Here is a 20,779-nt window from a genome sequence, read left to right as displayed (position 1 = left end):
CCCGAGCCACTATCCCCCTCCTGCTGACCCTCTGCTGACATGGTGAACGAAAGGTTAAGTCCCTATGACCCAACCGGAGGTCGTCACCCGCTTCGCTCCTTCGCCGACTGGCGCGCTGCATATCGGCGGCGCGCGCACGGCGCTGTTCAACTGGCTCTTTGCCCGGGGCCGCGGCGGCAAGTTCCTGCTGCGCATCGAGGATACCGACAAGGCCCGCTCGACACCCGAGAACACGCAAGCCATTCTCGACGGCCTCACCTGGCTGGGGATCGATTGGGACGGCGCGCCGATCAGCCAGGCCTCCCGCGCCGCGCGCCATGCCGAGGTTGCCGAAGATCTGCTGGCCGCCGGCAAGGCCTACAAGTGCTTCTCGACCCAGGATGAGATCGAGGCCTTTCGCGAGAAAGCCCGTGCCGAAGGCCGCTCGACGCTGTTCCAGTCGCCCTGGCGCGACGCTGACCCCTCTACCTACCCCGACGCCCCCTATGCCGTGCGCATCAAGGCCCCGCGCGAGGGCGAGACGGTGATCGACGATCAGGTGCAGGGCCGCGTCACGCTGAAGGCCAGCGAGCTCGACGATATGGTGCTGCTGCGCTCTGACGGCAGCCCTGTCTACATGCTGGCCGTGGTGGTGGACGATTTCGACATGGGCGTGACCCATATCATTCGCGGCGACGATCACCTGACCAATGCCTTCCGCCAGAAGCTGATCTACGATGCCATGGGCTGGCCGGTGCCGGTGATGGCGCATATCCCGCTGATCTTCGGGCCCGACGGCAAGAAGCTCTCCAAGCGGCACGGCGCCACGGGCGCCGCCGAGTACCAGGCCATGGGCTATCCGGCGGCGGGGATGCGCAACTACCTCACCCGCCTCGGCTGGAGCCATGGGGACGACGAGTTCTTCACCGACGAGCAGGCCCGCGAGTGGTTCAACCTCGACGGCATCGGCAAGGCGCCGGCGCGGTTCGATACCAAGAAGCTGGAGAACCTGTGCGGCCAGCATCTGGCCCTCGCCAGCGATGCTGCAGTGCTGCAAGAGCTGGAAGGCTACCTGGCGGCAAGCGGCGCACCCGCGCTGACCCCGGCACAATGGAACGCGCTGGAGCAGGCCGTGCCCGCGGCGCGGCAGGGGGCGAAGACTCTCAGCCAAATCATTGAGAAATCACACTTTTCTCTGGCCACACGCCCGCTTGACCTCGACGAGAAAGCCCAGAAGGCGCTCGATCCGGTATCCCGTGGTATACTGGCAGAATTGACGCCGCAGCTGCGAGATGCTAGCTGGTCCCGCAGCGATCTCGAAGAGGTGGTGAAGGCTGCGGCAGACGCGCACGGGCTGGGGCTGGGCAAGCTTGCCGCCCCCCTTCGCGCCACCCTTGCCGGCCGCGCCATCAGCCCGAGTGTGTTTGACATGATGCTGGTCCTCGGCCGCGACGAGACGCTCGCGCGCATTGCCGATCAGGCCACGTGAAGGAAACCTTTGCTCCCCGTCACTATCTTGGGGGCGAACGAAGGTTGGTTTGAGGCCAGCCCCGCTCGGGCGCCGGCTTTAAGATAAGGGGATAACCATGCCTGATTCGACCAAGAATGCGACCCTGCAGATTGGCGACGACAGCTACGAGCTGCCGATCCATTCGCCGACTGCGGGGCCGGACGTGATCGACATCCGCAAGCTCTACGGGCAGGCCGGCGTCTTTACCTACGATCCGGGTTTCACGTCGACCGCTGCCTGCGACAGCACCATCACCTATATCGACGGCGAGGCCGGTGTGCTGCTGCACCGCGGCTACCCCATCGACCAACTGGCCGGTCAGTCGCATTACCTCGAAGTCTGCTACCTGCTGCTCTACGGCGAGCTGCCGAGCGCCAAGCAGCTGGAAGATTTCGAGCAGCTGGTGACCAGCCACACGATGCTGCACGAGCAGATGCAGTATTTCTTCCGCGGCTTCCGCCGTGATGCGCACCCCATGGCCATCATGGTCGGCGTCGTCGGCGCCATGGCCGCCTTCTACCACGACTCGACGGACATCTCCGATCCGCACCAGCGCGAGGTCGCCTCGATCCGGCTGATCGCCAAGATGCCGACGATCGCGGCGATGGCCTACAAGTACTCCATCGGCCAGCCCTTCGTGTACCCGCGCAACGATCTCGATTACGCGGCGAACTTCCTGCACATGTGCTTCTCCGTCCCCGCCGAGCGCTACGACGTCTCGCCGGTGCTGGCGCGCGCGATGGATCGTATCTTCACGCTCCACGCCGATCACGAGCAGAACGCCTCCACCTCCACGGTGCGGCTGGCCTCGTCCTCGGGCGCCAACCCGTTCGCCTGCATCGCCGCCGGCATCGCCTGTCTCTGGGGCCCCGCCCACGGCGGCGCCAACCAGGCCTGCCTGGAGATGCTGCGCGAAATCGGCACGGTCGACCGCATCCCCGAGTTCATCGCCCGAGCGAAGGACAAGAACGATCCCTTCCGCCTGATGGGCTTCGGCCACCGGGTCTACAAGAACTTCGACCCGCGCGCGACGGTGATGAAGGAAAGCGCCGATGAGGTGCTGGAGCTGCTGGGTGTCGAGGACAACCCGGTGCTGCAGGTCGCCAAGGAGCTGGAAAAGCAGGCCCTTGCCGATCCGTACTTCACCGAGAAGAAGCTCTTCCCCAACGTCGATTTCTACTCGGGCATCATCCTCGAGGCGATGGGCTTCCCCACCTCGATGTTCACGCCGATCTTCGCGCTCGCCCGCACGGTCGGCTGGATCAGCCAGTGGAAAGAGCAGCTCGCCGATCCGCAGCTGAAAATCGGCCGCCCCCGCCAGCTCTACCTTGGCGAGACGCAGCGCGATTACGTGGATATCGAGCACCGCTGAGGCGGCGCCGACAGCCAGACATGAAAAGAGCGGGGCCCTGCCCCGCTCTTTTTCGTTGGCGCCAGGGGCGAGGCCCTAGCGGATGATCTCGTCCGAGCTGAGCGCGCGGTAGATCTCGCGGCGCACCAGCTTGCGCACGTTGCGGGTGATCCGCTCACCGAGCGCGCCCTGCAGCTCATCACGGATGATCTCTGTCACCATGCGGCGCAGCACGACCGGGTCGATGGCACCGGCGCTCAGCGCCTGGTCCAGCGCCGCTTCCACGCTGTCCTGCGCAGCATCGGCTGTCTCTTCCAAAGCAGCGCAGGCGAGCATGTCGTCGGTCGGCGCGTCTTCCGATTGCACCTCGGCAAGGGCGCGCGCCCAGGCGGCGGCGGCCGGGTCTGGCCCATCACTTGGCGGCACGACGGGTGGCAGCTCGCTTTGCGCGGGGGTGGAGGGCTCGTCTTCCTCCCCCGGCCACATCTGCGTGTCGTCATCCGCGCGGGGACTGTCGTGGATCAGGCGGAGCGGGCTGCGCCGCTCTTCCGTCGCCGGGGCGAGCGCAACCTCCTGCTTCTCCTCACCGCTGCTCTGCGTGCGGCGGCGGGCGATGGCGGCCTCGAGGCTGGCCACCTGGGCAGCGATCTCGGCGCGGCGATCTTCGCGGCCAGCCGGCGGTGGAAGACGGGTGCCGCTCGGCACGTCTTCGTCTTCATCGTCCAGCTCGGGCCCGATGCGGGGGCCGTCATCCTCGTCGCCTGCCTCGGCGGCAGGTGTGGGCGCGCCCCAATCGGCGGCGCGGCGGGCTGTCATGGCGGGGGCTTCTGCGCGGGGCTCGGGCTGCGGCTCGGGCGCCTCATCGCCCGGCAGATCCAGCGACCATTCCTCATCGGCTGCGCCCTCTGCCGTCTGGGCATCGCGCGCCTCAAACCCGGGCGCCGGCGGCACCGGCCAGTCTTCGGCCTCGCCGTCCTCGTCCACCGCCTCGGCGGCGCTTTCTTCCGGCAGCACGTCAGCCGGGTCGAGGGCGGGCTGGATGCGCTGCGCCGGCGTCAAGATCAGGCGACCGGGCGCGCGCCGCGCTGCCCCCTGCTGTGCCTGAGAAGCCTGACTGCGCTCGCCTTCTGAAACCAGCCTACGGATCGAGGCGAGAACGTCCTCGATGTCTGCGTTCTTTGCTGCGTCCGACATGTGCTCTGCCCTTTTTGGGCCGAGTCTAATCGGCAATCCTTACCAAGCAAACCGCTAAGTGCGGCGCCATTTAGGGAAAGGCCCCGCCCTGCCTCGGGCTCAATTCTGGCCGATGGCCTGCAGCACCCGGTCGAGCGCCTGGCCCTGCTCGGAGCTCCGCGTCGGCGAATCCTGCACCAGGTTGTAATAGGCCGTGGGGTCGTAGATCTGCACGTGCAGCCCCAGCTCCTGCGCGGTCAGCAGGCCCATCGAAGCCAGGACGTTGTACGAGGCGATGGCCTCATCCACCTGGGCAGAGATCAGGTTGGTGCGGGCATCCAGCAGCTCCTGCTCGGCGTTCAGAACGTCGAGCGTGGTGCGCGAGCCGAGATCGGCCTCCTCGCGCACCCCGTTGAAGGCCACCGTCGAGGCATCGACCTGGCGCTGGAAGGCATCGCGGCCGGCGCGGGCCACTTCAAGGTTCGCCCAGGCGTTGCCGACGTTCTGCTCGACGTTCTGCGCCGTCACCAGAAGCTGGGCGCGCGAGGCATCGCGGCGCGACATGAACTGGCGGATCTGGCTGGAGAGCCGGCCACCCTGGTAGATCGGGCCGCTCAGCGACAGCGACATGCTGCGCCCGACGACATTGTCCTGATTGACGCCCACACCAGCCGAGAGGTTGAGGTTCGGCCGCAGCGCCGCCTCGGCCCGCTCGATGCCAAGCTCGGCGGCAGCAACCGCGTGCTGGGCCTGCACGATGCTGGGGTGATGGCGCAGCGCCCAGGCCTTTGCCTCGGCCAGGCTGCGGGTAATCGGCGCCGGGCTCGCCCAGGTCAGGTTGCCCGGCTCACGGCCCACGGCCACCTGGAATTCGTAGACGGCGCGCACCAGCGTGCCCTGCTCGGCCGCATATTGCGAGCGGGCCGCGGCCAGCCGCGCTTCGGCAAGCGAGACATCGGTGCGGGTGATCTCGCCGACTTCGAACCGGTCCTCCGAGGCACGCAGCTCACGGGTGATGAGGTTGACGTTGTTCTGGCGCAGCGTGACGAATTCCTGCGCCCGGCGCAGGTTGAAATAGGCCTGCACGATGCGCATCAGGATTTGCTGCTCGACACTCACCAGCGAGGCCCGGGTGGCCAGCACGTTCTCCTTCTGCGCCTCGACAGCCAGCGCGCCGGCGCCGCCATCGTAAAGCGTCAGCTGGCTGGAGAGCTGCAGCGTGGCGTTGACGAGATCCTGCCCCGGGATCGACTGGAACGTGGTCGAAGCATTGGCCGACCAGTTCACCACCGGCATCAGCGCGGCATTGGCCTGCGCGACATCTTCATCGGCGGCGCGCAGCAGGGCGCGGTTCTGTTCCAGAAGGCCCGAATGCTCGTAGCCGTAGGCCATCGCATCTGCCAGGGATTCCGCTTGCGCCGTACCGGCGAGTGGCGCGACCAGCAGGATCGCGGTGGCGGCCCGCGCCATCCATGTCTTCATGCCCATCTGCCCGCTACCCCCTCAGCGTGTCGGCCGGCGCTATGGCCCGGCCCTTCAGAATGCGAATGCCCGCTCCGCTTCGAAGCCGGGCAGCACCGGCGCGCCGGCGTGGAACAGGTCGCGCCAATGGATGACGCCGTCGATCTTGGTGCCGCAACGCGCGGTGCAATTGGTTCCGTCGGAGAAAAGCGCGGCGACGCGGCCCAGCTCTTTCACCTGATCGGCAAGCGCCTGCGGCATCGTCTCGATGGCGCCCTCGATCAGCATGGCATCATAGGGGCCGCTCTTGGCGGCGCCTTCGGCCAGCGGGCCGGCCATGACGGCGGCATTGTCGATCTCTTCGGCGCTCAGCGCCTGCTCGGCATCGTCGGCCATCTCGCCGGCCTCGACGGCCACGACGAATTCGGCGATGCGCGCCAGAACGGCCGTGGAATAGCCCTGCAGGCAGCCGACATCGAGCACGACATCGTCGCCCTCAAGCTCCAGCGCGTCGATCATCTTGGCAAAGGTGCGCGGCGCCAGCAGCGCGCGACCCGGCGCCAGCACGAGGTTCTCACCGGCATAGGCCGCCTCGCGCAGCGCCTTCGGCACGAAGCGTTCGCGCGGCACATGCAGCATAGCTGCGATGATGGGATATTTGGTCACATCCGAGGGCCGGACCTGGGTATCGACCATCATCGTGCGGCGGCGGGCGAAATCGGCCATGGCTCACTCTGCTTGCAAGGGTCCGTTGCGGTTGGTGATGCCATAGCTCCCCGCCACCTTCAACGACAGATCGCCCTGCCCTGGCCCTCTGCGACCTTGCGCCCCCGCCTTGCATGCCCCGGGGCCCTGAGCTATCAGAGCGGCGCTCAGGCGAGTGGGCAGGTAGGTTATGCAGCGGATTGCAAATCCGTCTAGACCGGTTCGATTCCGGTACTCGCCTCCAAGCATCCTCCATCCCTCCGAAATGACACCCCGGTGCCCGCGCCGGGGCGCTTAACGCCACGTTTCGGCGCGATAAATTGTGCCCCGTGGGCGAAGGTTCACAGAAACGTGTCATGGCGCGGCTAGCGAGGCGGCGGGGCCACTGCCACTTCAATCACGATTTGGTGGTGGTCCAGCACCGCCCCTGAGCGACGCAGCAAGATGAGTGAGCCCGTGTCCTCCAGCCTACCCCGCCCCGTCCCGCGAGCGCGTGTCCGAACGCTGTTTCTCTCCGATCTGCATCTCGGCGCCCGCGCCTCTCGCCCGCAGGAGGTTCTGGAGTTCCTCTGCGAGCATGACGCCGAGCAGATCTATCTCGTCGGCGATATCCTCGATGTCTGGCACGGCGGCCCAGTGCATGCCCGCGAGGCCGCCGAGGCGCTGATCGCCGAGCTGGGCCGCCGCGCGGCCGAGGGCACGCGGATCACCTATCTCGTCGGCAACCACGATGCGCCGCTGCGCCGCCTGCCCACAGTGATCCCTCACTGGGCGCGCAAGGCCGGGTGGGAGATATGCGATGCGGTCTATCATGAGAGCGCCGATGGCCGGCGCTTTCTGGTGCTGCATGGCGACCAATGCGACTCGCGGCTGATGCGCTGGCAGGGGCTCACCCGGATCGGGAGCCGCACCGACGCGGCCCTGCGCCGGTTCGACGATTGGCTCGGCCAGAAATTCTTCACACGAGAGCCTGACCGGCGCACGCCGATCCAGCGCAGCATCTCCTTCGTCAGCGGTTTCTTCGTGATGGCCGGGCGCTACGAGAACCGCCTGCTGGCCATGGCCCGCGCCGGCAAGGCCGATGGCGTGATCTGCGGCCATTCGCACAAGCCGATGCTGCTGGATGTCGAAGGCACGATCTTCGCCAATTGCGGCGACTGGATCGACAGCTTCACCGCGCTCACCGAAAGCCATGACGGCGCGCTGCGCCTGGTGAAATGGGTGCGTGACGAGCCGCAGGTGGCCCCATCCTCGGCTCCGGCCCCCACCGGCGCGCTGGCAGCGGAGCATTAGCCATGCTGGGTGAGCTCCTCTTCGGCACTCTCGCCGCCGCCCCGCTCGGCGCGCATCTGGCCAGCGCCGCGCTGGCCTCCGCCCGGCCCTTGCTGCGGCGTGACCGCCCGGCGCCGATACGGCCTTTCCTATCGCTGATCCGCCCTGTGAAGGGGCTCGACCCGCACGACCGCGAGACGCTGGAAAGCTCGTTCCGCCAGGACTACCCGGAATACGAGATCCTGTTCTGCGTGGAGGACGAGGACGACCCAGCTATCCCCGCGCTGCGCCAGATGATCGACGACCATCCCGGCCAGAAGGCGCGCGTGCTCATCGGGGGCAGCCGGCTCAGCGCCAATCCCAAGCTCAACAATATGGAGAAGGGTCTGGCCGCCGCGACCAGCGACTGGCTGGTCTTCACCGATGCCAATCTTATGCTGGCGCCCGACTACCTCTCGGGCCTCGTCGACAGCTGGAAGCCGGGAACAGGGCTCGTCTCTGGCCCGCCGCTGGGCACGGAAGCGGAGAACTTCTGGGGCGCCGTCGAATGCGCCTTTCTCAACACCAGCCAGGCCCGCTGGCAGCTCGCGGGCGATGCGCTCGGCGCCGGTTTCGCGCAAGGCAAGACGCTGTTCTACCGGCGCGACGTGCTGGAGGCTGGCGGCGGCCTTGCCGCGTTGGGGCGCGATCTGGCCGAGGATGTCGGCTCGACCAAGCTGGTGCGCGGCCAGGGGCTGCGCGTGCGCCTGCCCCGGCGCCTCTCGGCCCAGCCCGTCGGCCACCGCACCGCCGGCGCCGTCTGGGACAGGCAGCTGAGGTGGAGCATCATCCGCCGGCAGGGCTTTCCCGCCATCTTCGCGCTGGAGCTGCTGCAGGGGCCGGCCGTCGGCCTGCTGAGCATGCTGGCGCTTGCGCTGATGGGCGCGATGCCGGCGGCGCTCCCCCTCGCCTACCTCGCGCTCTGGTACGGGGCTGAGGCGCTCTTCGCCCGGGCCATCCGCCTGCCCCTCGGCCCGCGCGACCTTGCCGCCATGCTCACGCGCGACTTTCTCTTCCCCGCCATTTGGGCCGCAAGCCTAGTGCGGCGCGGCTTCGTCTGGCGCGGCCATTCGGCATCGACGCCGCAGGCAGGCTGATGTTTGGGCTCGACGCCATAGCGTTGCTGCTCGGCAAATACGGGCTGGCACTTCTTGCGCCCATAGCGGTGATCGAGGGGCCGATCGTCACGGTCATCGCCGCCTGGCTGGCCAGCACGGGCCGGCTGGAACTTGGGCCGGTGGTCATTGTGGTGATCCTGGCCGATCTCATCGGCGATTTCGTGGCCTATGCGATCGGCCGATGGGGCCTTGGGAAGCTGCCGCAAGGCTGGCGGCGCAAGATGGGCCTGCGCCCGGCGCGCATCCGCGGCCTGACAGGGCACTATGCTCAGAAAGGCGGGCGCACGCTGTTGCTCGGCAAGCTCACCCATTCGATGGGCTTCCCCGTGCTGGTGGCGGCGGGCACGGCGCGGATGAGCGTGGCACAGTTCCTTTGGTACAACTTCCTCGGCACCGTGCCGAAGAGCCTGTTCTTCGTGGCCCTCGGCTACGGTTTCGGCGCCGCCTATGGCCAGATCGACGACTGGATGGCGCGCATTTCGCTAGGGCTTCTCGTGGTGCTGGTCGCCGCGGCGGGAAGCTGGTTCTTCTATCGAAAGCGCAACCGATGACTGGCGTCACCTGCCTGCTGCCCGCCTATAACGAGGCGGCCCGCATCGGCCCGGTTCTGCAGGCCGCGCTGGCCTGCCCCGAAATCGGCGAGGTCATCGTGATCGACGACGGCTCGACCGACGGCACCGCCGAGCTGGCCGAGAGCTTCGCCGCCCCGCATCTGCGCGTCCTCCGCCAGCCCCGCAACGGCGGCAAGGCGCGCGCCATCGCCGCCGGCCTGCGCGCGGCGCGGGGCACATATGTGATGTTCCTCGACAGCGATCTCACCGGCCTGACGCCCGATGACCTGTCGCGCCTGGCCAGCCCGGTGCTGACGGGCGAAGCGGGCGCATCGATCAGCCTGCGCGGCAATGCGCCTGCGCCGTGGCGCGCGATCGGGCTGGATTACATTTCGGGCGAGCGGGTGATGCCCTTCGCCCTGCTGGAGCCGGAGCTGACGGCCATCGAGCGCCTGCCGGCCTTCGGGCTGGAGGTGTTCCTCAACCGTCTCTGGCTGTCGGCGGGACTCTCGATCGCCGTGGTGGCCTGGCCCGATGTGGCCAGCCCGCTCAAATCGCGGAAATACGGGCTGCTGTCGGGCCTGCGGGCCGATGCCGGCATGATGCGTGACATCTTCCGCACCATCGGTCCCTTTGGCGCGCTCGGCCAGATCCGGGCGCTCGGCGCGCGCCGGGTCTGACCGCGCCCAGTGCTTTAGCTCGTCACGACGGTCTTGGCGTCCTGATCCGGGGCGTCGAGCGGCAGGTGCCGGTCTTCGAGGATCATCAGGTTCTCGTGCCCGACCACATCGCTCTTGGTCTTGTAGCCGATCACGTCCTCGACGCTCATGTCGAGGTTGCGCGCCATCAGCATAGTCTCTTCCGAAGAGAAGTTCGTCAGCCCGCGCGCGAATTCGCGGCCGCTGTCATCGTAGATGTGCAGCACGTCGCCCTTCACGAATTCGCCCTGCATCGAGATGATGTCGCCCCGCGCGATGCCGCGCTTCTCTCGGCGCACCCGCTCGATGGCCTCGTCGGTCACCACCAGCGTGCCCGACACCTGCAGCCGGTTCGACAGCCACACCTGCAGCGGCGAGGCGGTGCGCCCGGTAACGAGGCAGCGCGTGTGGCGACGCTCGCGGTTCAGCACCGAAGAGATCGGCCGCTCGATGATGCCGTCGGCGATGATCGTCTCGACGCCGGCATTCTGCGCCATGTTGGCGGCGAGCATCTTCGTCAGCATACCGCCCGAGCCGAGCTCGGAGATCGAGGTGGTGCTCTCCAGATGCTCCGAGACGTCGTTCAGCTCTTCGATGAACACGGCGCCGGGCTCGGAGGGGTCGCGGTCGTAGAGCCCTTCGACGCTGGTCAGGATGATCAGGTGATCGGCCTCGACCATCTGCGCGACCTTGGCCGAGAGCCGGTCGTTATCGCCCACGCGCAGATCGCGGGTCGCGATGCTGTCGTTCTCGTTGATGATCGGCATGATGTCGTTCTCGAAGAGCCGCATCATGGTGTTCTTGATGTTCAGGAAGCGCCGGCGCTCTTCCATATCTTCCACCGTCACCAGCATCTGGGCCACGTTCATGCCGTGCTCGGAGGCGAGCTGGCGGTAGGCGTTCATAAGCAGCGGCTGGCCGCAGGCGGCGGCGGCCTGCTTGTCGAGAATGCCGGCGTCTTCGGGCCGTTTGCCGATCATGTTGAGCCCCAGCGCGACCGAGCCGGAGGAGGTGAGGATGATGTCATGCCCCTGCGCCTGAAGCTCGGCGAGATCGCTCATCAGGCCGTTCATGAAGGCGTATCTCAAGGTCAGCCGCTCGCTGTTGGCCAACAGGCTGGAGCCGATCTTGACGACGATCCTCTTCTTCTCGGACACAGAAGCTCTCCTCTAACGTTTTGTTCTTGCTCAATTTCCGGTTGCGGTTTGCGCTGCAGGCTTGAGACCTGTAGCACATTGGCCACATAAGACATGCGCCCTATAACATGGCTGACCGCGTGGTCCGCAACCACCTCACCCGCCATTCCGGGCGGGCCGGCGGAGTTTGGCGCTGCACTGCAGCGTGACTGCGCAGAGACACATGGGCACCGAGCCCGAAGAGACAAGGGGGCTGCCCCCTGGCGCCCGAAGCGCCGGGCCGGGCGCCCCGCAACAAGGAGACGACATGAAGATTCTGCTGATCGGATGTGGCAAGATGGGCGGCGCGATGCTGCGCCAATGGGCGGGCAATTCCGCCAATGACTTCACGGTGGCCGACCCGGCCGCGAGTGACCTGCCCGCCGGCGTGACCCATGTCACCGAGCCCGGCGCGCTGGAGCCCGGCTCGTTCGACGCCATCATCATCGCCATCAAGCCGCAGATGATCGCCGATGTGCTGCCCGATTACACCGGCGCGCTGAAGGACGGTGGCTGCTTCATCTCCATCGCCGCCGGCTGCTCTGTCGCCACCATCGCCGGCATCGTCGGCGAGCGTGCCATCATCCGCGTCATGCCCAACCTTGCCGCCATGGTCGGCCAGGGTGTGTCTGGCCTCTATGCCAACGACCTCTGCACCCCCGCCCAGGCCGGCGCTGTGACCGAGCTGATCGGGGAGACGGGCACCTGCGTTCCGCTAGACAGCGAAGACGAGATCGACCGGCTGACCGCGATCTCCGGCAGCGGCCCGGGCTATGTGTTCGAAATCCTGCGCGCCTATGTCGCCGCGGCGGAATCGATGGGCTTCTCGCCCGAGACCGCCCGCCAGCTCGTTCTCGACACCGTCACCGGCACCGTCGAGACGGCGCGCCAGTCGGGCCAGAGCCTTGAAGACCTGCGCCTTTCGGTCACCTCCAAGAACGGCACCACCCAGGCCGGGCTGGAGCAGCTGATGCGCGACGGCACGCTCGACAGCCTGCTCAGCGACACCGTGCGCGCCGCCTATGACCGCGCGGTCGCCCTTCGATAACCGCGCCCCGATTTTCCCGCCTGAAACAGACGAGGACCCCATGAAAGACATCGACACCAAAACCGATATCGCCGCCTATGTGGCCGAGCTGGGCGCCCGCGCCCGCACCGCCGCAACCGAGCTTGCCATGGCGAGCACCGACCAGCGCAACGAGGCGCTCCGCGCCGCCGCCAAGGCCCTGCGCGCCCGCCGCGCCGAAATCCTTGAGGCCAACGCCCAGGATCTCGCCGGGCTGGAAGGCAGCGGCAAGGATGCCGCCTTCATCGACCGGCTGACGCTCAACGAAGAGCGGGTCGACGGCATGGCCGAGGCGGTGGAAGCCATCGCCGCCCAGAGCGACCCGCTCGGCCGCGTGCTCGCCACCTTCGACCGGCCGAACGGGCTGAAGATCGAGCGTGTCGCCGTGCCCATCGGCGTGATCGCGATGATTTATGAATCGCGCCCCAACGTCGGCTCGGATGCCAGCGCGCTCTGCCTGAAATCGGGCAATGCCATCATCCTGCGCGGCGGCTCCGAAAGCCTGCATTCCACCCGCGTCATCACCGCCTGCATGGCCGAAGGACTTGAGGCCGCGGGCCTGCCGCAAGATGCCGTGCAGCTCGTCGACACCACCGACCGCGAAGCCGTGAAGCTGCTGCTGAACAGCACCGAGACGGTCGATCTCGTCATCCCGCGCGGCGGCCGCGGCCTGGTCGGCCTCGTCCAGCGCGAAGCCAAGGTGCCGACGCTGCTGCACCTTGAGGGCAACAACCACACCTACATCCACACCAGCGCCGATCTCGCCAAAGCGGTGGACGTCGTGCGCAACGCCAAGATGCGCCGCACCGGCGTTTGCGGCGCCACCGAATGCGTGGTGCTAGACAAGGCCGTCGCCGCCGAAGCGCTGCCCAAGCTCGCCGCCGTGCTGGAGGATTGCGAGCTCTGCGGCGACGAGGCCGCCCGGGCGATCCTGCCCGGACTAACTGCCGCGACCGAGGAGGACTGGGACACCGAATATCTCAGCAACCGCCTGTCGCTGAAAGTGGTCGACGATCTGGCCGAGGCGATCCGCTTCGTGCAGGCCCATTCCTCGGGCCACACGGATGCGGTGATCGCCGAAGATGCCGCCGCCGCCCGCGCCTTCATGAGCGCCATCGACTCGGCAATCGTGATGCACAACGCCTCGACCCAATTCGCCGATGGCGGCGAGTTCGGCATGGGGGCAGAGATCGGCATCGCGACGGGCAAGATGCATGCCCGCGGCCCCGTCGGTGCCGAGCAGCTCACCAGCTTCAAGTACTTCGTGCACGGCTCGGGCCAGACCCGGCCCTGAGCGATCCAGCGGGCGCCCTTCCACCGGGCGCCGGAGCTGCCCTCGCTGGCCACTTGACTTACCCGATAACTTCACTCAGGAATAAGCCAAGCCGCCAGCGAGGAGCGCCGCCATGCCATCTGAGACAGCCCAAAGAGGTGCCGCACCCGTCGGCCATCTGGCCGAACTCGGCGAGGTCGAATCCTCCGCCATCATCGCGCTGCGCCTGTGGTGCGACGGTGCCCGCGGCGAGATCGGGCTCACCGATGCGGGGCTCGAGGCGCTTGGCGACACCATGCAGCTCCTCCTCGGCCACGGTCGCCGCAAGCTGATGCGCCACGGCGCCGGCTGCTCCTGCCTTGGCGGTGACGAGGCCTGCTTCGCCCAGCTCGTCGCCCTCGCCGCCTGCGGCGAGCAGGACGAGGCGCTGATGCTGGCGATGCTGATGGTGCGCGCCGACATGGCTCCCGGCCTCGCCCATCACGCCGGTCGGCTCGGGCGCGCCATCGCGGCGCTGGGCGCACAAGCCCGCCGCCCGCATGCCGCAGCTCCGGTGAGCCACGTCCTGCATTAGGCGGCACCATGCCCCATTGCTGCGGCCCGTAATGGCCTTATGTTAACGGTTTCACGGCAGAAACCGGCCAAGCTCATGATCCGCTATGCACTCTCCTGTGCCGAGGGGCACGACTTTGAAAGCTGGTTCGCCAGCGCCGCCGCCTATGACAGCCTCGCGGCTGCCGGGCATCTGAGCTGCGCCATCTGCGGCAACGGCAAGGTCACCAAGCGCCTGATGGCCCCCGCCGTCGGCGCCGAGAAGGACGAGCCCGCTGCCCCCCGCCTCTCTGCCCCTGCCAGCCGTATGGAAGAGGTGCTCGCCAGTTACCGCCGCAAGGTCGAGGCAGAGAGCGATTACGTTGGCCTCTCCTTCGCGAAAGAGGCGCGCGCCATGCATGACGGCGAGGTGCCGCAGCGCGCGATCTACGGCGAGGCCCGGCTCGACGAGGCGCGCAGCCTCATCGAAGACGGCATCCCCGTCGCGCCCCTGCCCTTCCGCCCCAAGGCCAAAAACAACTAGGCGCCCCTTTACCCTCGCTTTTCTCAAAATATCCCGGGGGGAGCCGTCAGGCGGGGGGCAGCGCCCCCCTCCACTCTCACAGCCCGCGACACCGCTGCCATTGCACCCCGCCGCCCCCTTCATTAAGAGCGCCGGCGGACGTGTCAGGGACAGCTCATGCCCATTCTGGTGATGAAATTCGGCGGCACCTCAGTCGCCTCGATCGACCGCATCCAGCGGGCCGCCAAGCGCGTGGCGCTGGAGGTGGCGAAGGGCTACGACGTGATCGTCATTGTCTCCGCCATGTCGGGCAAGACCAACGAGCTGGTCGGCTGGGTCAACGAGACCGCCCCGCTCTATGATGCGCGCGAATACGATGCCGTGGTGTCGAGCGGCGAGAATGTCACCGCCGGCCTGATGGCGCTGCGCCTGCAGGAAATGGACGTGCCCGCCCGCTCGTGGCAGGGCTGGCAGGTGCCGGTGCAGACGACCTCTGCCCATGGCTCCGCCCGCATCGAGGCGATCCCCACCGAGAACCTCTCCCGCAAATTCGCCGAGGGCATGAAGGTGGCCGTCGTCGCGGGCTTCCAGGGCGTCAGCCCGGAGGGCCGCATCACCACGCTCGGCCGGGGCGGCAGTGACACCACCGCCGTCGCCTTCGCCGCCGCCTTCGGGGCCGAGCGCTGCGACATCTACACCGATGTCGACGGCGTCTATACGACCGACCCGCGCATCTGCGAGAAGGCCCGCAAGCTCGACCGCATCGCCTTTGAAGAGATGCTGGAGCTGGCGTCCCTCGGCGCCAAGGTGCTGCAGACCCGCTCCGTCGAGCTTGCGATGCGCTACAAGGTGAAGCTGCGGGTGCTCTCCAGCTTCGAGGAACCCAGCGACGAGGCCGGCACGCTCGTCTGCGACGAGGAGGATATCGTGGAAAGCAACGTGATCTCGGGCATCGCCCATTCGCGCGACGAAGCGAAGATGACGCTCATCTCCGTCGCCGACCGCCCCGGCATCGCCGCCGCCATCTTCGGCCCGCTGGCCGAGGCGGGGGTGAACGTCGACATGATCGTGCAGAACATCTCGGAAGATGGCCGGACGGACATGACCTTCTCCTGCCCCACCGACCAGGTGCTGCGGGCGCAGACGGCGCTGAACGCGGCGCGCGAGGTCGGCTCGATCAACTTCCACGATCTGGACTGTGACAACGGCGTCGCCAAGGTCTCCGCCGTCGGCATCGGCATGCGCAGCCACACGGGCGTTGCCGCCAAGATGTTCAAGGTGCTGGCCGACGAGGGCATCAACATCAAGGTCATCACCACGTCGGAGATCAAGATCTCCGTGCTGATCGACCGCAAGTATATGGAGCTGGCGGTGCAGGCCCTGCACGACGCCTTCAACCTCGATAAGGCCGCCTGATGAGCACGCAGGCGGAGATGGAGACAGCCCTTGTCGACATCCTCCGCCGCGCCCTGCCCGGCTTCCAGGAGCGGGTGAAGTGGAACGCGCCGAGCTTTGCGCAAGGTGACGTCGATCTCATCACCCTGCGCCTGCCGCCAAAGGGCGGCGCGCAGGTGATCTTCCACCGCGGCGCCAAAGCGGTGGACACGCGCACCGGCACCCGCATTCTGGACGAGCCGCGCCTGATCTGGGCGACCGACCAGCGCGCCCATGTGGCCTTTGCAAGCGTCGCCGAGGTTGAGGCATCGGCCGACTGGCTGGCCGAGACCGCCCGCGCCTGGGCCACCCTCTCGTAGGGCGCGTATTCGGCGCGCATCTCGCCGTGCGCGAGGCCCGGCGAATGAGAAACTCTCGTGACGGTTGCAGCCGCCCCTCCCCTTTTCGGGAAAGAACGCCTATACATGCCAGCCGGGAGCAGCGAGGCAGAATGACCGACCCCGTCGACAGCGATAACAGATCCGAAACCGAAAGCCGCAAGATGCTCGGCCGCCTGCGCGAGGCGCTGGCAGAGGATGCCGCCGGCCAGGCCCGGCTCGACAAGATCGTGCAGCTCATCGCCTCGTCGATGCAGACAGAGGTCTGCTCGATCTACCTCTTCCGCGATCAGGACACGCTGGAGCTCTGCGCCACCGAAGGGCTCGAGGCCGAGGCCGTGCACCAGACGCGCATGCGCCTGGGCGAGGGCCTCGTCGGGCGCACCGCCAAATCGCGGCAGATCATCAACACCGCCGATGCCCCCGCCGCCCCCGGCTTTCGCTACATGCCGGAGACGGGGGAGGAGCGGTATTCGTCGTTCTGTGGCGTGCCGGTCCAACGGCTGGGAGACCGGCTCGGCGTGCTCGTCGTGCAGTCGAAGGCCGCGCGCGAATACACGCCCGATGAGGTTTACGCGCTGGAAGTCGTCGCCATGGTGCTGGCCGAGATGGCTGAGCTGGGCGCCTTCGTTGGCGAGGGCGCAGCCCTCTCGGCCCGCCACCAGCACCCGGTGCTGTTCCGCGGCACGCAGGGCCAGGAGGGCGCCGCCGAGGGACGCGTGTTCCTTCACGAGCCCCGCGTCGTGGTGACCAACCCGATCTCCGACGATCCCGAGAACGAGCTGAAGCGCCTCCGTGACGCGGTGGATCAGCTACGGTCGATGGTCGACGACATGCTCAGCACCGCCCGATCGGTGGATGCCGAGCAGGTGCAGGTGCTGGAAGCCTACCGCATGTTCGCCAATTCCAAGAGCTGGATGCGCCGGATGGAGGCTGACGTCGCCGCCGGCCTCTCCGCCGAGGCTGCGGTGGAGAAGGAGCAGGGCGTCGCCCGCGCCCGCATGGGCACGTCGAACGACGCCTATCTGCGCGAGCGGATGCATGACCTCGACGATCTGTCGAACCGCCTCCTGCGCATCCTCACCGGTCAGGGCCGCGATACCGGCGCCGACATCCCCGACAACCCGGTGCTCGTGGCCCGCAACATCGGCCCCGGCGAGCTCCTTGATTACGGCAAGCGCCTGAAGGGCATCGTGCTGGAAGAGGGCTCCGTCGGCTCTCACGCCGCCATCGTCGCCCGTGCCTGGGCGATCCCGCTCATCATTCATGCGCGCGGCATCACCACCGAAGCGTTGAACGGCGACGCGATCCTCGTCGATGGCGATCAGGGCGTCGTGCACCTGCGCCCCGACGAGCAGGTCAAAAAGGCCTTTGCCGACAAGATCGCCATGGCCGAACGCGCGATGGAGCGCTACGCCTCGATCCGCGATCTGCCCTGCGTGGCACGCTGCGGCACCGAGATCGGGCTGCACATGAACGCGGGCCTGATGGCCGACCTGCCCTCGCTGCCCTCGTCGGGCGCGCTCGGCGTCGGGCTGTTCCGCACCGAGCTGCAGTTCCTGATCCGCAACCAGATGCCCAAGCGCGCCGAGCTGTCGGCGCTTTATGGGCGGGTGATGGATGCCGCCGGCGGCAAGCGCGTGGCCTTCCGCACCCTCGATATCGGCTCGGACAAGGTGCTGAGCTACATGAAGCCCAATGACGAGCCGAACCCGGCCATGGGCTGGCGGGCGATCCGCGTGGGGCTCGATAAGCCGGGCGTGCTGCGCATGCAGCTGCAGGCCTTGGTGCGCGGCGCAAATGGGCGGCCGCTAACGATCATGTTCCCCTTCGTCGCGCATCCCAGCGAATTCCACGCCGCCAAGGCCGAGTTCGACAAGGCGATGGAGCGCGAGCGCATCCTCGGCCATGTGTTGCCCGAAAGCGTGGAGGTCGGCGCCATGCTGGAGACGCCGAGCCTCGCCTATGCGCCGCAGAGCTTCTTCGAAGAGGTCGATTTCATCTCGATAGGCGGCAACGATCTAAAGCAGTTCTTCTTCGCCGCCGACCGTGAGAACGAGCGCGTGCGCCGCCGCTACGACACGCTCGATGTCAGCTTCCTCAGCTTCCTCGAACTCATCGCCGAAAAATGCCGCGCCGCCGGCACACCGCTCTCCTTCTGCGGTGAAGATGCGGGCCGCCCGCTGGAGGCGCTCTGCTTCGCCGCCCTCGGCTTCAAGCAGCTCTCGATGCGCCCCGCCTCCATCGGCCCGGTGAAGCACCTGCTGCGCTCGGTCGATCTGAGCGAGGTGCGCGGCATCATCGACGAAGCGCGCGAGAGCGGTGCCCAATCCATCCGCGGCCCGATCCGCCAATGGCTGAACCGCGCCGGGTGGTATGTGGCGTGAGTCTGTCCGCCGGCTAGAAACCAAGCGGCCCGCCCTGCGCACGCGGCGCGCACGGGGCTGGGGGCAGCGGTAATGTTGTGATTGCGGCGCCGCGGGCCTAGCCGCCAGCCATCTTCACCGGCATGCGGCGCTTCGCCAGCTCCTTATGGAAGCACTCCAGCACCTGATCGTCGTCATAGGTGCGGGCCAGCTTGCGCAGGCCGAAATGCACATGCGCCATTTCGGTGTAGTAGCCCACGAAGGCAAAGTTCGTGCCCGCCCCGGCGAAGGCGCCGAGCAGTGGCACCGCCTGCGTGGCGAGCTTCTGCGTGAGCACCGTCGCGAATTTCGGCGCCACGCGGGCGATCATCTTGTGCAGCGCCGCGCCCGTCAGCGTCATGCGGGCGCCGAGGAAGGCCGTGTCGATGCCGGCATCCGGCTCCCCGGGGCCGCCCGAGCCGAAGACGCGCAGGCATTCCAGCCGCGTCTCTTCGGAATCGGCATCCTCGCCGTATTCCTCGGCCACACCCTGCACGGCGCGGAAGATGATGGTCGTGGCGACCGGCACTTCCGCCAGCGCCGTGCCCAACCCGCCAAGGCCGCCAATCGCGCCAGAGGCAGTGCCGAGCGCCCGATGCAGCCTGTCGCCCTTAGGCGCGCTGCGGGCGCGCCGGGCCAGATGATAGGCCCGCTCCAACCCCAGTCGCGCGGCGCTCTCGATAGCCGCCCGGCCCGACTTTGGCAGCAGCTTCAGCCCGTCCTCGACCTGGCCGCCGACGAGGTTCACGGCACGGATAAGCAGGCCGCCAGCCTCCAGCTGCCGCTTGGCGAGGGCAGCAATGGCCTCGCGGCCCGCGTCGTCCAGCGGCTTGTCGGGATTGATGATGCGCATGCGGGGCTCGTCGCTCATGCAGCTAGAAATGGGGCGTGCCCGCGGGTTTGGCAAGCGCGCGGTGCTGCGGATCGACGCGGGGCGCTCCCAGACATCGCCACACCTCCCGAGCCGTCACTCCGCCTTCGTTACCTCGCCCGCAAGGCCATCCCAGCCGCCCTCGGCCAGGTCGAGCCCCAGCACCCGCTCGGGGTTCGTCGGCGGCGGCATCACCACGCCCTCCAGCTTTTCGAAGCCGAAGCGCCGATAATAGGGGTAGTCGCCCACCAGCATCATGCGCGCATGGCCGAGGGCCCTCGCCCGTTCGATCACCTCAAGGATCAGCGCCGCGCCCAGCCCCTCACCCTGCCGCGTCGGGTGGACGGCGACGGGCCCCAGCAGCAGCGCCGGGGCGCCGCCCACCAGCACCGGCCAGCAGCGGATGGCGCCAACCACCACTCCGGTCTTGTCGCGGCGGATGCGGCAGAGCTCGGCCACGGCCGCCACATCCTCGCGCAGGCGGTAGGACGACAGCGCCGTGCGGCCGGGGGCAAAGACGCTGTCCATCAGCGCTTCGACCTCCCACCAATCCTCCGGCATCTCCTGCGGATAGGGATCTTTTGCCGCGTCCACCCCGCCCCCCTTTCGGCTGGACCCCGCCCTTACATGAGGCTACGCCCGGCGGCAAACCCCGCGAGGACCGTATGTTTTACCGCCCCGAAGACGGCCATGGCCTGCCGCGCAACCCCTTCAACGCCCTCGTCTCGCCCCGGCCCATCGGCTGGATCTCTTCGCGCGGGACAACGGGTGTCGACAACCTGGCGCCCTATTCCTTCTTCAACGCCGTCGCCTACACGCCACCGCAGGTGATGTTCGCCTCGACCGGCACGAAGGACAGCCTGAGCAACATCCTCGAAACCGGCGTCTTCTGCTGCAACATCGTCGAGCACGCCGCCCGCGACGTCATGAACATGACCTCGGGCAGCCATGACCGCACCGTCTCGGAATTCGACATCGCCGGCATCGAGAAGGCCGAATGCGAGACGATCGCCTGCTCGCGCGTCGCCGGCGCCCCGGCGGCGCTCGAGTGTAAGCTGAGCCAGGTCGTGGATCTGGAGGGCGGCGACAATCACCTCGTCCTCGGCGAGGTCACCGGCATTCATATCCGCGAAGATTGTCTGCTCGATGGGTTCTTCGACGTCACCCGCTTCGGCATGCTCACCCGGCTGGGCTACCAGGATTACGGCGTGATCCGTGAGGTGTTCCAGCTGACGCGTCCGAAATAGGCCCGCCGCAGGGCGAGCCGCGCCATCCCGCTTGCACTGGCGCCCTGCCCCGCGCTATC

The 20,779-nt window shown here is 67.7% G+C and carries 20 protein-coding genes and 1 tRNA gene; 15 read left to right on the top strand and 6 right to left on the bottom strand.

The features are described 5' to 3' along the window. Positions 1 to 64: 64 nt before the first annotated feature. The gene (gltX, locus tag ACXN5S_RS08725; protein WP_458605032.1) at positions 65 to 1,468 is read left to right on the top strand and encodes a glutamate--tRNA ligase; all 1,404 of its coding nucleotides are present in this window, start codon (positions 65 to 67) and stop codon (positions 1,466 to 1,468) included. A 97-nt stretch (positions 1,469 to 1,565) separates the two neighbouring features. Next, positions 1,566 to 2,861 (top strand): citrate synthase, encoded by a 1,296-nt coding sequence (gene gltA, locus ACXN5S_RS08720; protein ID WP_458605031.1) that lies wholly within the window; start codon positions 1,566 to 1,568, stop codon positions 2,859 to 2,861. A 75-nt stretch (positions 2,862 to 2,936) separates the two neighbouring features. Here the strand turns inward: gltA and ACXN5S_RS08715 are convergent, their stop codons facing one another. From ACXN5S_RS08715 to ACXN5S_RS08705, 3 genes are all read right to left on the bottom strand, one after another. Beyond that, the gene (locus ACXN5S_RS08715; RefSeq protein WP_458605030.1) at positions 2,937 to 4,034 is read right to left on the bottom strand and encodes a hypothetical protein; all 1,098 of its coding nucleotides are present in this window, start codon (positions 4,032 to 4,034) and stop codon (positions 2,937 to 2,939) included. Between the two features lie 99 nt (positions 4,035 to 4,133). Beyond that, on the bottom strand, positions 4,134 to 5,501 hold the full coding sequence (locus tag ACXN5S_RS08710; protein ID WP_458605029.1) for a TolC family outer membrane protein: 1,368 nt from the start codon (positions 5,499 to 5,501) through the stop codon (positions 4,134 to 4,136). Between the two features lie 48 nt (positions 5,502 to 5,549). After that, positions 5,550 to 6,200, bottom strand: coding sequence for a protein-L-isoaspartate O-methyltransferase family protein (locus ACXN5S_RS08705; RefSeq protein ID WP_458605028.1), 651 nt, complete (start codon positions 6,198 to 6,200; stop codon positions 5,550 to 5,552). A gap of 149 nt (positions 6,201 to 6,349) precedes the next feature. Here ACXN5S_RS08705 and ACXN5S_RS08700 point away from each other — a divergent pair. The 5 genes from ACXN5S_RS08700 (at position 6,350) to ACXN5S_RS08680 (ending at position 9,839) form a co-directional block, all read left to right on the top strand. Next, positions 6,350 to 6,423: transfer RNA gene (locus tag ACXN5S_RS08700), tRNA-Cys, on the top strand. A 200-nt stretch (positions 6,424 to 6,623) separates the two neighbouring features. Next, positions 6,624 to 7,472 (top strand): UDP-2,3-diacylglucosamine diphosphatase, encoded by an 849-nt coding sequence (locus tag ACXN5S_RS08695; protein WP_458605027.1) that lies wholly within the window; start codon positions 6,624 to 6,626, stop codon positions 7,470 to 7,472. Positions 7,473 to 7,474: 2 nt separating this feature from the next. Next, on the top strand, positions 7,475 to 8,587 hold the full coding sequence (locus tag ACXN5S_RS08690) for a ceramide glucosyltransferase (RefSeq protein ID WP_458605026.1): 1,113 nt from the start codon (positions 7,475 to 7,477) through the stop codon (positions 8,585 to 8,587). Further along, the gene (locus ACXN5S_RS08685) at positions 8,587 to 9,159 is read left to right on the top strand and encodes a DedA family protein (protein ID WP_458605025.1); all 573 of its coding nucleotides are present in this window, start codon (positions 8,587 to 8,589) and stop codon (positions 9,157 to 9,159) included. The genes ACXN5S_RS08690 and ACXN5S_RS08685 overlap by 1 nt, the downstream gene beginning before the upstream one ends. Continuing rightward, a complete protein-coding gene (locus ACXN5S_RS08680; RefSeq protein WP_458605024.1) occupies positions 9,156 to 9,839 on the top strand; it encodes a glycosyltransferase family 2 protein in 684 nt (227 codons plus the stop codon). The genes ACXN5S_RS08685 and ACXN5S_RS08680 overlap by 4 nt, the downstream gene beginning before the upstream one ends. Positions 9,840 to 9,853: 14 nt before the next feature. Here the strand turns inward: ACXN5S_RS08680 and proB are convergent, their stop codons facing one another. Then, on the bottom strand, positions 9,854 to 11,014 hold the full coding sequence (gene proB, locus ACXN5S_RS08675; protein WP_458605023.1) for a glutamate 5-kinase: 1,161 nt from the start codon (positions 11,012 to 11,014) through the stop codon (positions 9,854 to 9,856). Between the two features lie 286 nt (positions 11,015 to 11,300). Here proB and ACXN5S_RS08670 point away from each other — a divergent pair, with 286 nt between their 5' ends. The 7 genes from ACXN5S_RS08670 to ACXN5S_RS08640 all read left to right on the top strand — a co-directional run bounded on the left by ACXN5S_RS08670 (position 11,301) and on the right by ACXN5S_RS08640 (position 18,584). Beyond that, positions 11,301 to 12,080, top strand: coding sequence for a pyrroline-5-carboxylate reductase family protein (locus tag ACXN5S_RS08670; protein WP_458605022.1), 780 nt, complete (start codon positions 11,301 to 11,303; stop codon positions 12,078 to 12,080). Between the two features lie 40 nt (positions 12,081 to 12,120). Then, a complete protein-coding gene (locus ACXN5S_RS08665) occupies positions 12,121 to 13,392 on the top strand; it encodes a glutamate-5-semialdehyde dehydrogenase (RefSeq protein WP_458605021.1) in 1,272 nt (423 codons plus the stop codon). Positions 13,393 to 13,504: 112 nt separating this feature from the next. After that, complete coding sequence (locus ACXN5S_RS08660; protein WP_458605020.1) at positions 13,505 to 13,945, top strand: hypothetical protein; 441 nt, start codon at positions 13,505 to 13,507, stop codon at positions 13,943 to 13,945. A 75-nt stretch (positions 13,946 to 14,020) separates the two neighbouring features. Then, positions 14,021 to 14,446 carry a DUF1178 family protein gene (locus ACXN5S_RS08655; protein WP_458605019.1) on the top strand — a complete coding sequence of 142 codons (426 nt, stop codon included), beginning with the start codon at positions 14,021 to 14,023 and terminating at the stop codon, positions 14,444 to 14,446. A gap of 156 nt (positions 14,447 to 14,602) precedes the next feature. Next, positions 14,603 to 15,841 (top strand): aspartate kinase, encoded by a 1,239-nt coding sequence (locus ACXN5S_RS08650; protein WP_458605018.1) that lies wholly within the window; start codon positions 14,603 to 14,605, stop codon positions 15,839 to 15,841. Then, positions 15,841 to 16,179 carry a DUF1801 domain-containing protein gene (locus ACXN5S_RS08645; protein WP_458605017.1) on the top strand — a complete coding sequence of 113 codons (339 nt, stop codon included), beginning with the start codon at positions 15,841 to 15,843 and terminating at the stop codon, positions 16,177 to 16,179. The genes ACXN5S_RS08650 and ACXN5S_RS08645 overlap by 1 nt, the downstream gene beginning before the upstream one ends. A gap of 131 nt (positions 16,180 to 16,310) precedes the next feature. Continuing rightward, entirely contained in the window at positions 16,311 to 18,584 is a 2,274-nt protein-coding gene (locus tag ACXN5S_RS08640; protein WP_458605016.1) for a phosphoenolpyruvate--protein phosphotransferase, read from the top strand. Positions 18,585 to 18,681: 97 nt separating this feature from the next. Here the strand turns inward: ACXN5S_RS08640 and ACXN5S_RS08635 are convergent, their stop codons facing one another. Next, positions 18,682 to 19,473, bottom strand: a complete 792-nt coding sequence (locus ACXN5S_RS08635) for an EcsC family protein (protein ID WP_458605015.1) — start codon at positions 19,471 to 19,473, stop codon at positions 18,682 to 18,684. A 96-nt stretch (positions 19,474 to 19,569) separates the two neighbouring features. Beyond that, positions 19,570 to 20,034 carry a GNAT family N-acetyltransferase gene (locus ACXN5S_RS08630; RefSeq protein ID WP_458605166.1) on the bottom strand — a complete coding sequence of 155 codons (465 nt, stop codon included), beginning with the start codon at positions 20,032 to 20,034 and terminating at the stop codon, positions 19,570 to 19,572. 104 nt (positions 20,035 to 20,138) lie between these two features. On the opposite strand from ACXN5S_RS08630, the gene ACXN5S_RS08625 reads away from it, so the two are divergent. Further along, a complete protein-coding gene (locus ACXN5S_RS08625; protein ID WP_458605014.1) occupies positions 20,139 to 20,720 on the top strand; it encodes a flavin reductase family protein in 582 nt (193 codons plus the stop codon). Positions 20,721 to 20,779: the final 59 nt, after the last annotated feature.

It is taken from the genome of Pseudoroseicyclus sp. H15, from assembly GCF_054353345.1.
The sequence above is the reverse complement of the archived record's forward strand: the minus strand, read 5'-3'. Positions and strand labels throughout refer to the sequence as shown.

Bases quoted from the DNA above. Each gene is read 5' to 3' on its own strand.
- ACXN5S_RS08680 (WP_458605024.1), top strand. From the start codon at position 9,156: ATGACTGGCGTCACCTGCCTGCTGCCCGCCTATAACGAGGCGGCCCGC.
- ACXN5S_RS08695 (WP_458605027.1), top strand. From the start codon at position 6,624: ATGAGTGAGCCCGTGTCCTCCAGCCTACCCCGCCCCGTCCCGCGAGCG.
- ACXN5S_RS08635 (WP_458605015.1), bottom strand. From the start codon at position 19,473: ATGAGCGACGAGCCCCGCATGCGCATCATCAATCCCGACAAGCCGCTG.
- ACXN5S_RS08710 (WP_458605029.1), bottom strand. From the start codon at position 5,501: ATGGGCATGAAGACATGGATGGCGCGGGCCGCCACCGCGATCCTGCTG.
- gltA (WP_458605031.1), top strand. From the start codon at position 1,566: ATGCCTGATTCGACCAAGAATGCGACCCTGCAGATTGGCGACGACAGC.
- ACXN5S_RS08630 (WP_458605166.1), bottom strand. From the start codon at position 20,034: ATGCCGGAGGATTGGTGGGAGGTCGAAGCGCTGATGGACAGCGTCTTT.
- ACXN5S_RS08645 (WP_458605017.1), top strand. From the start codon at position 15,841: ATGAGCACGCAGGCGGAGATGGAGACAGCCCTTGTCGACATCCTCCGC.
- ACXN5S_RS08670 (WP_458605022.1), top strand. From the start codon at position 11,301: ATGAAGATTCTGCTGATCGGATGTGGCAAGATGGGCGGCGCGATGCTG.
- gltX (WP_458605032.1), top strand. From the start codon at position 65: ATGACCCAACCGGAGGTCGTCACCCGCTTCGCTCCTTCGCCGACTGGC.
- ACXN5S_RS08690 (WP_458605026.1), top strand. From the start codon at position 7,475: ATGCTGGGTGAGCTCCTCTTCGGCACTCTCGCCGCCGCCCCGCTCGGC.
- ACXN5S_RS08640 (WP_458605016.1), top strand. From the start codon at position 16,311: ATGACCGACCCCGTCGACAGCGATAACAGATCCGAAACCGAAAGCCGC.
- ACXN5S_RS08685 (WP_458605025.1), top strand. From the start codon at position 8,587: ATGTTTGGGCTCGACGCCATAGCGTTGCTGCTCGGCAAATACGGGCTG.
- ACXN5S_RS08665 (WP_458605021.1), top strand. From the start codon at position 12,121: ATGAAAGACATCGACACCAAAACCGATATCGCCGCCTATGTGGCCGAG.
- ACXN5S_RS08715 (WP_458605030.1), bottom strand. From the start codon at position 4,034: ATGTCGGACGCAGCAAAGAACGCAGACATCGAGGACGTTCTCGCCTCG.
- ACXN5S_RS08650 (WP_458605018.1), top strand. From the start codon at position 14,603: ATGCCCATTCTGGTGATGAAATTCGGCGGCACCTCAGTCGCCTCGATC.
- ACXN5S_RS08705 (WP_458605028.1), bottom strand. From the start codon at position 6,200: ATGGCCGATTTCGCCCGCCGCCGCACGATGATGGTCGATACCCAGGTC.
- ACXN5S_RS08660 (WP_458605020.1), top strand. From the start codon at position 13,505: ATGCCATCTGAGACAGCCCAAAGAGGTGCCGCACCCGTCGGCCATCTG.
- ACXN5S_RS08655 (WP_458605019.1), top strand. From the start codon at position 14,021: ATGATCCGCTATGCACTCTCCTGTGCCGAGGGGCACGACTTTGAAAGC.
- ACXN5S_RS08625 (WP_458605014.1), top strand. From the start codon at position 20,139: ATGTTTTACCGCCCCGAAGACGGCCATGGCCTGCCGCGCAACCCCTTC.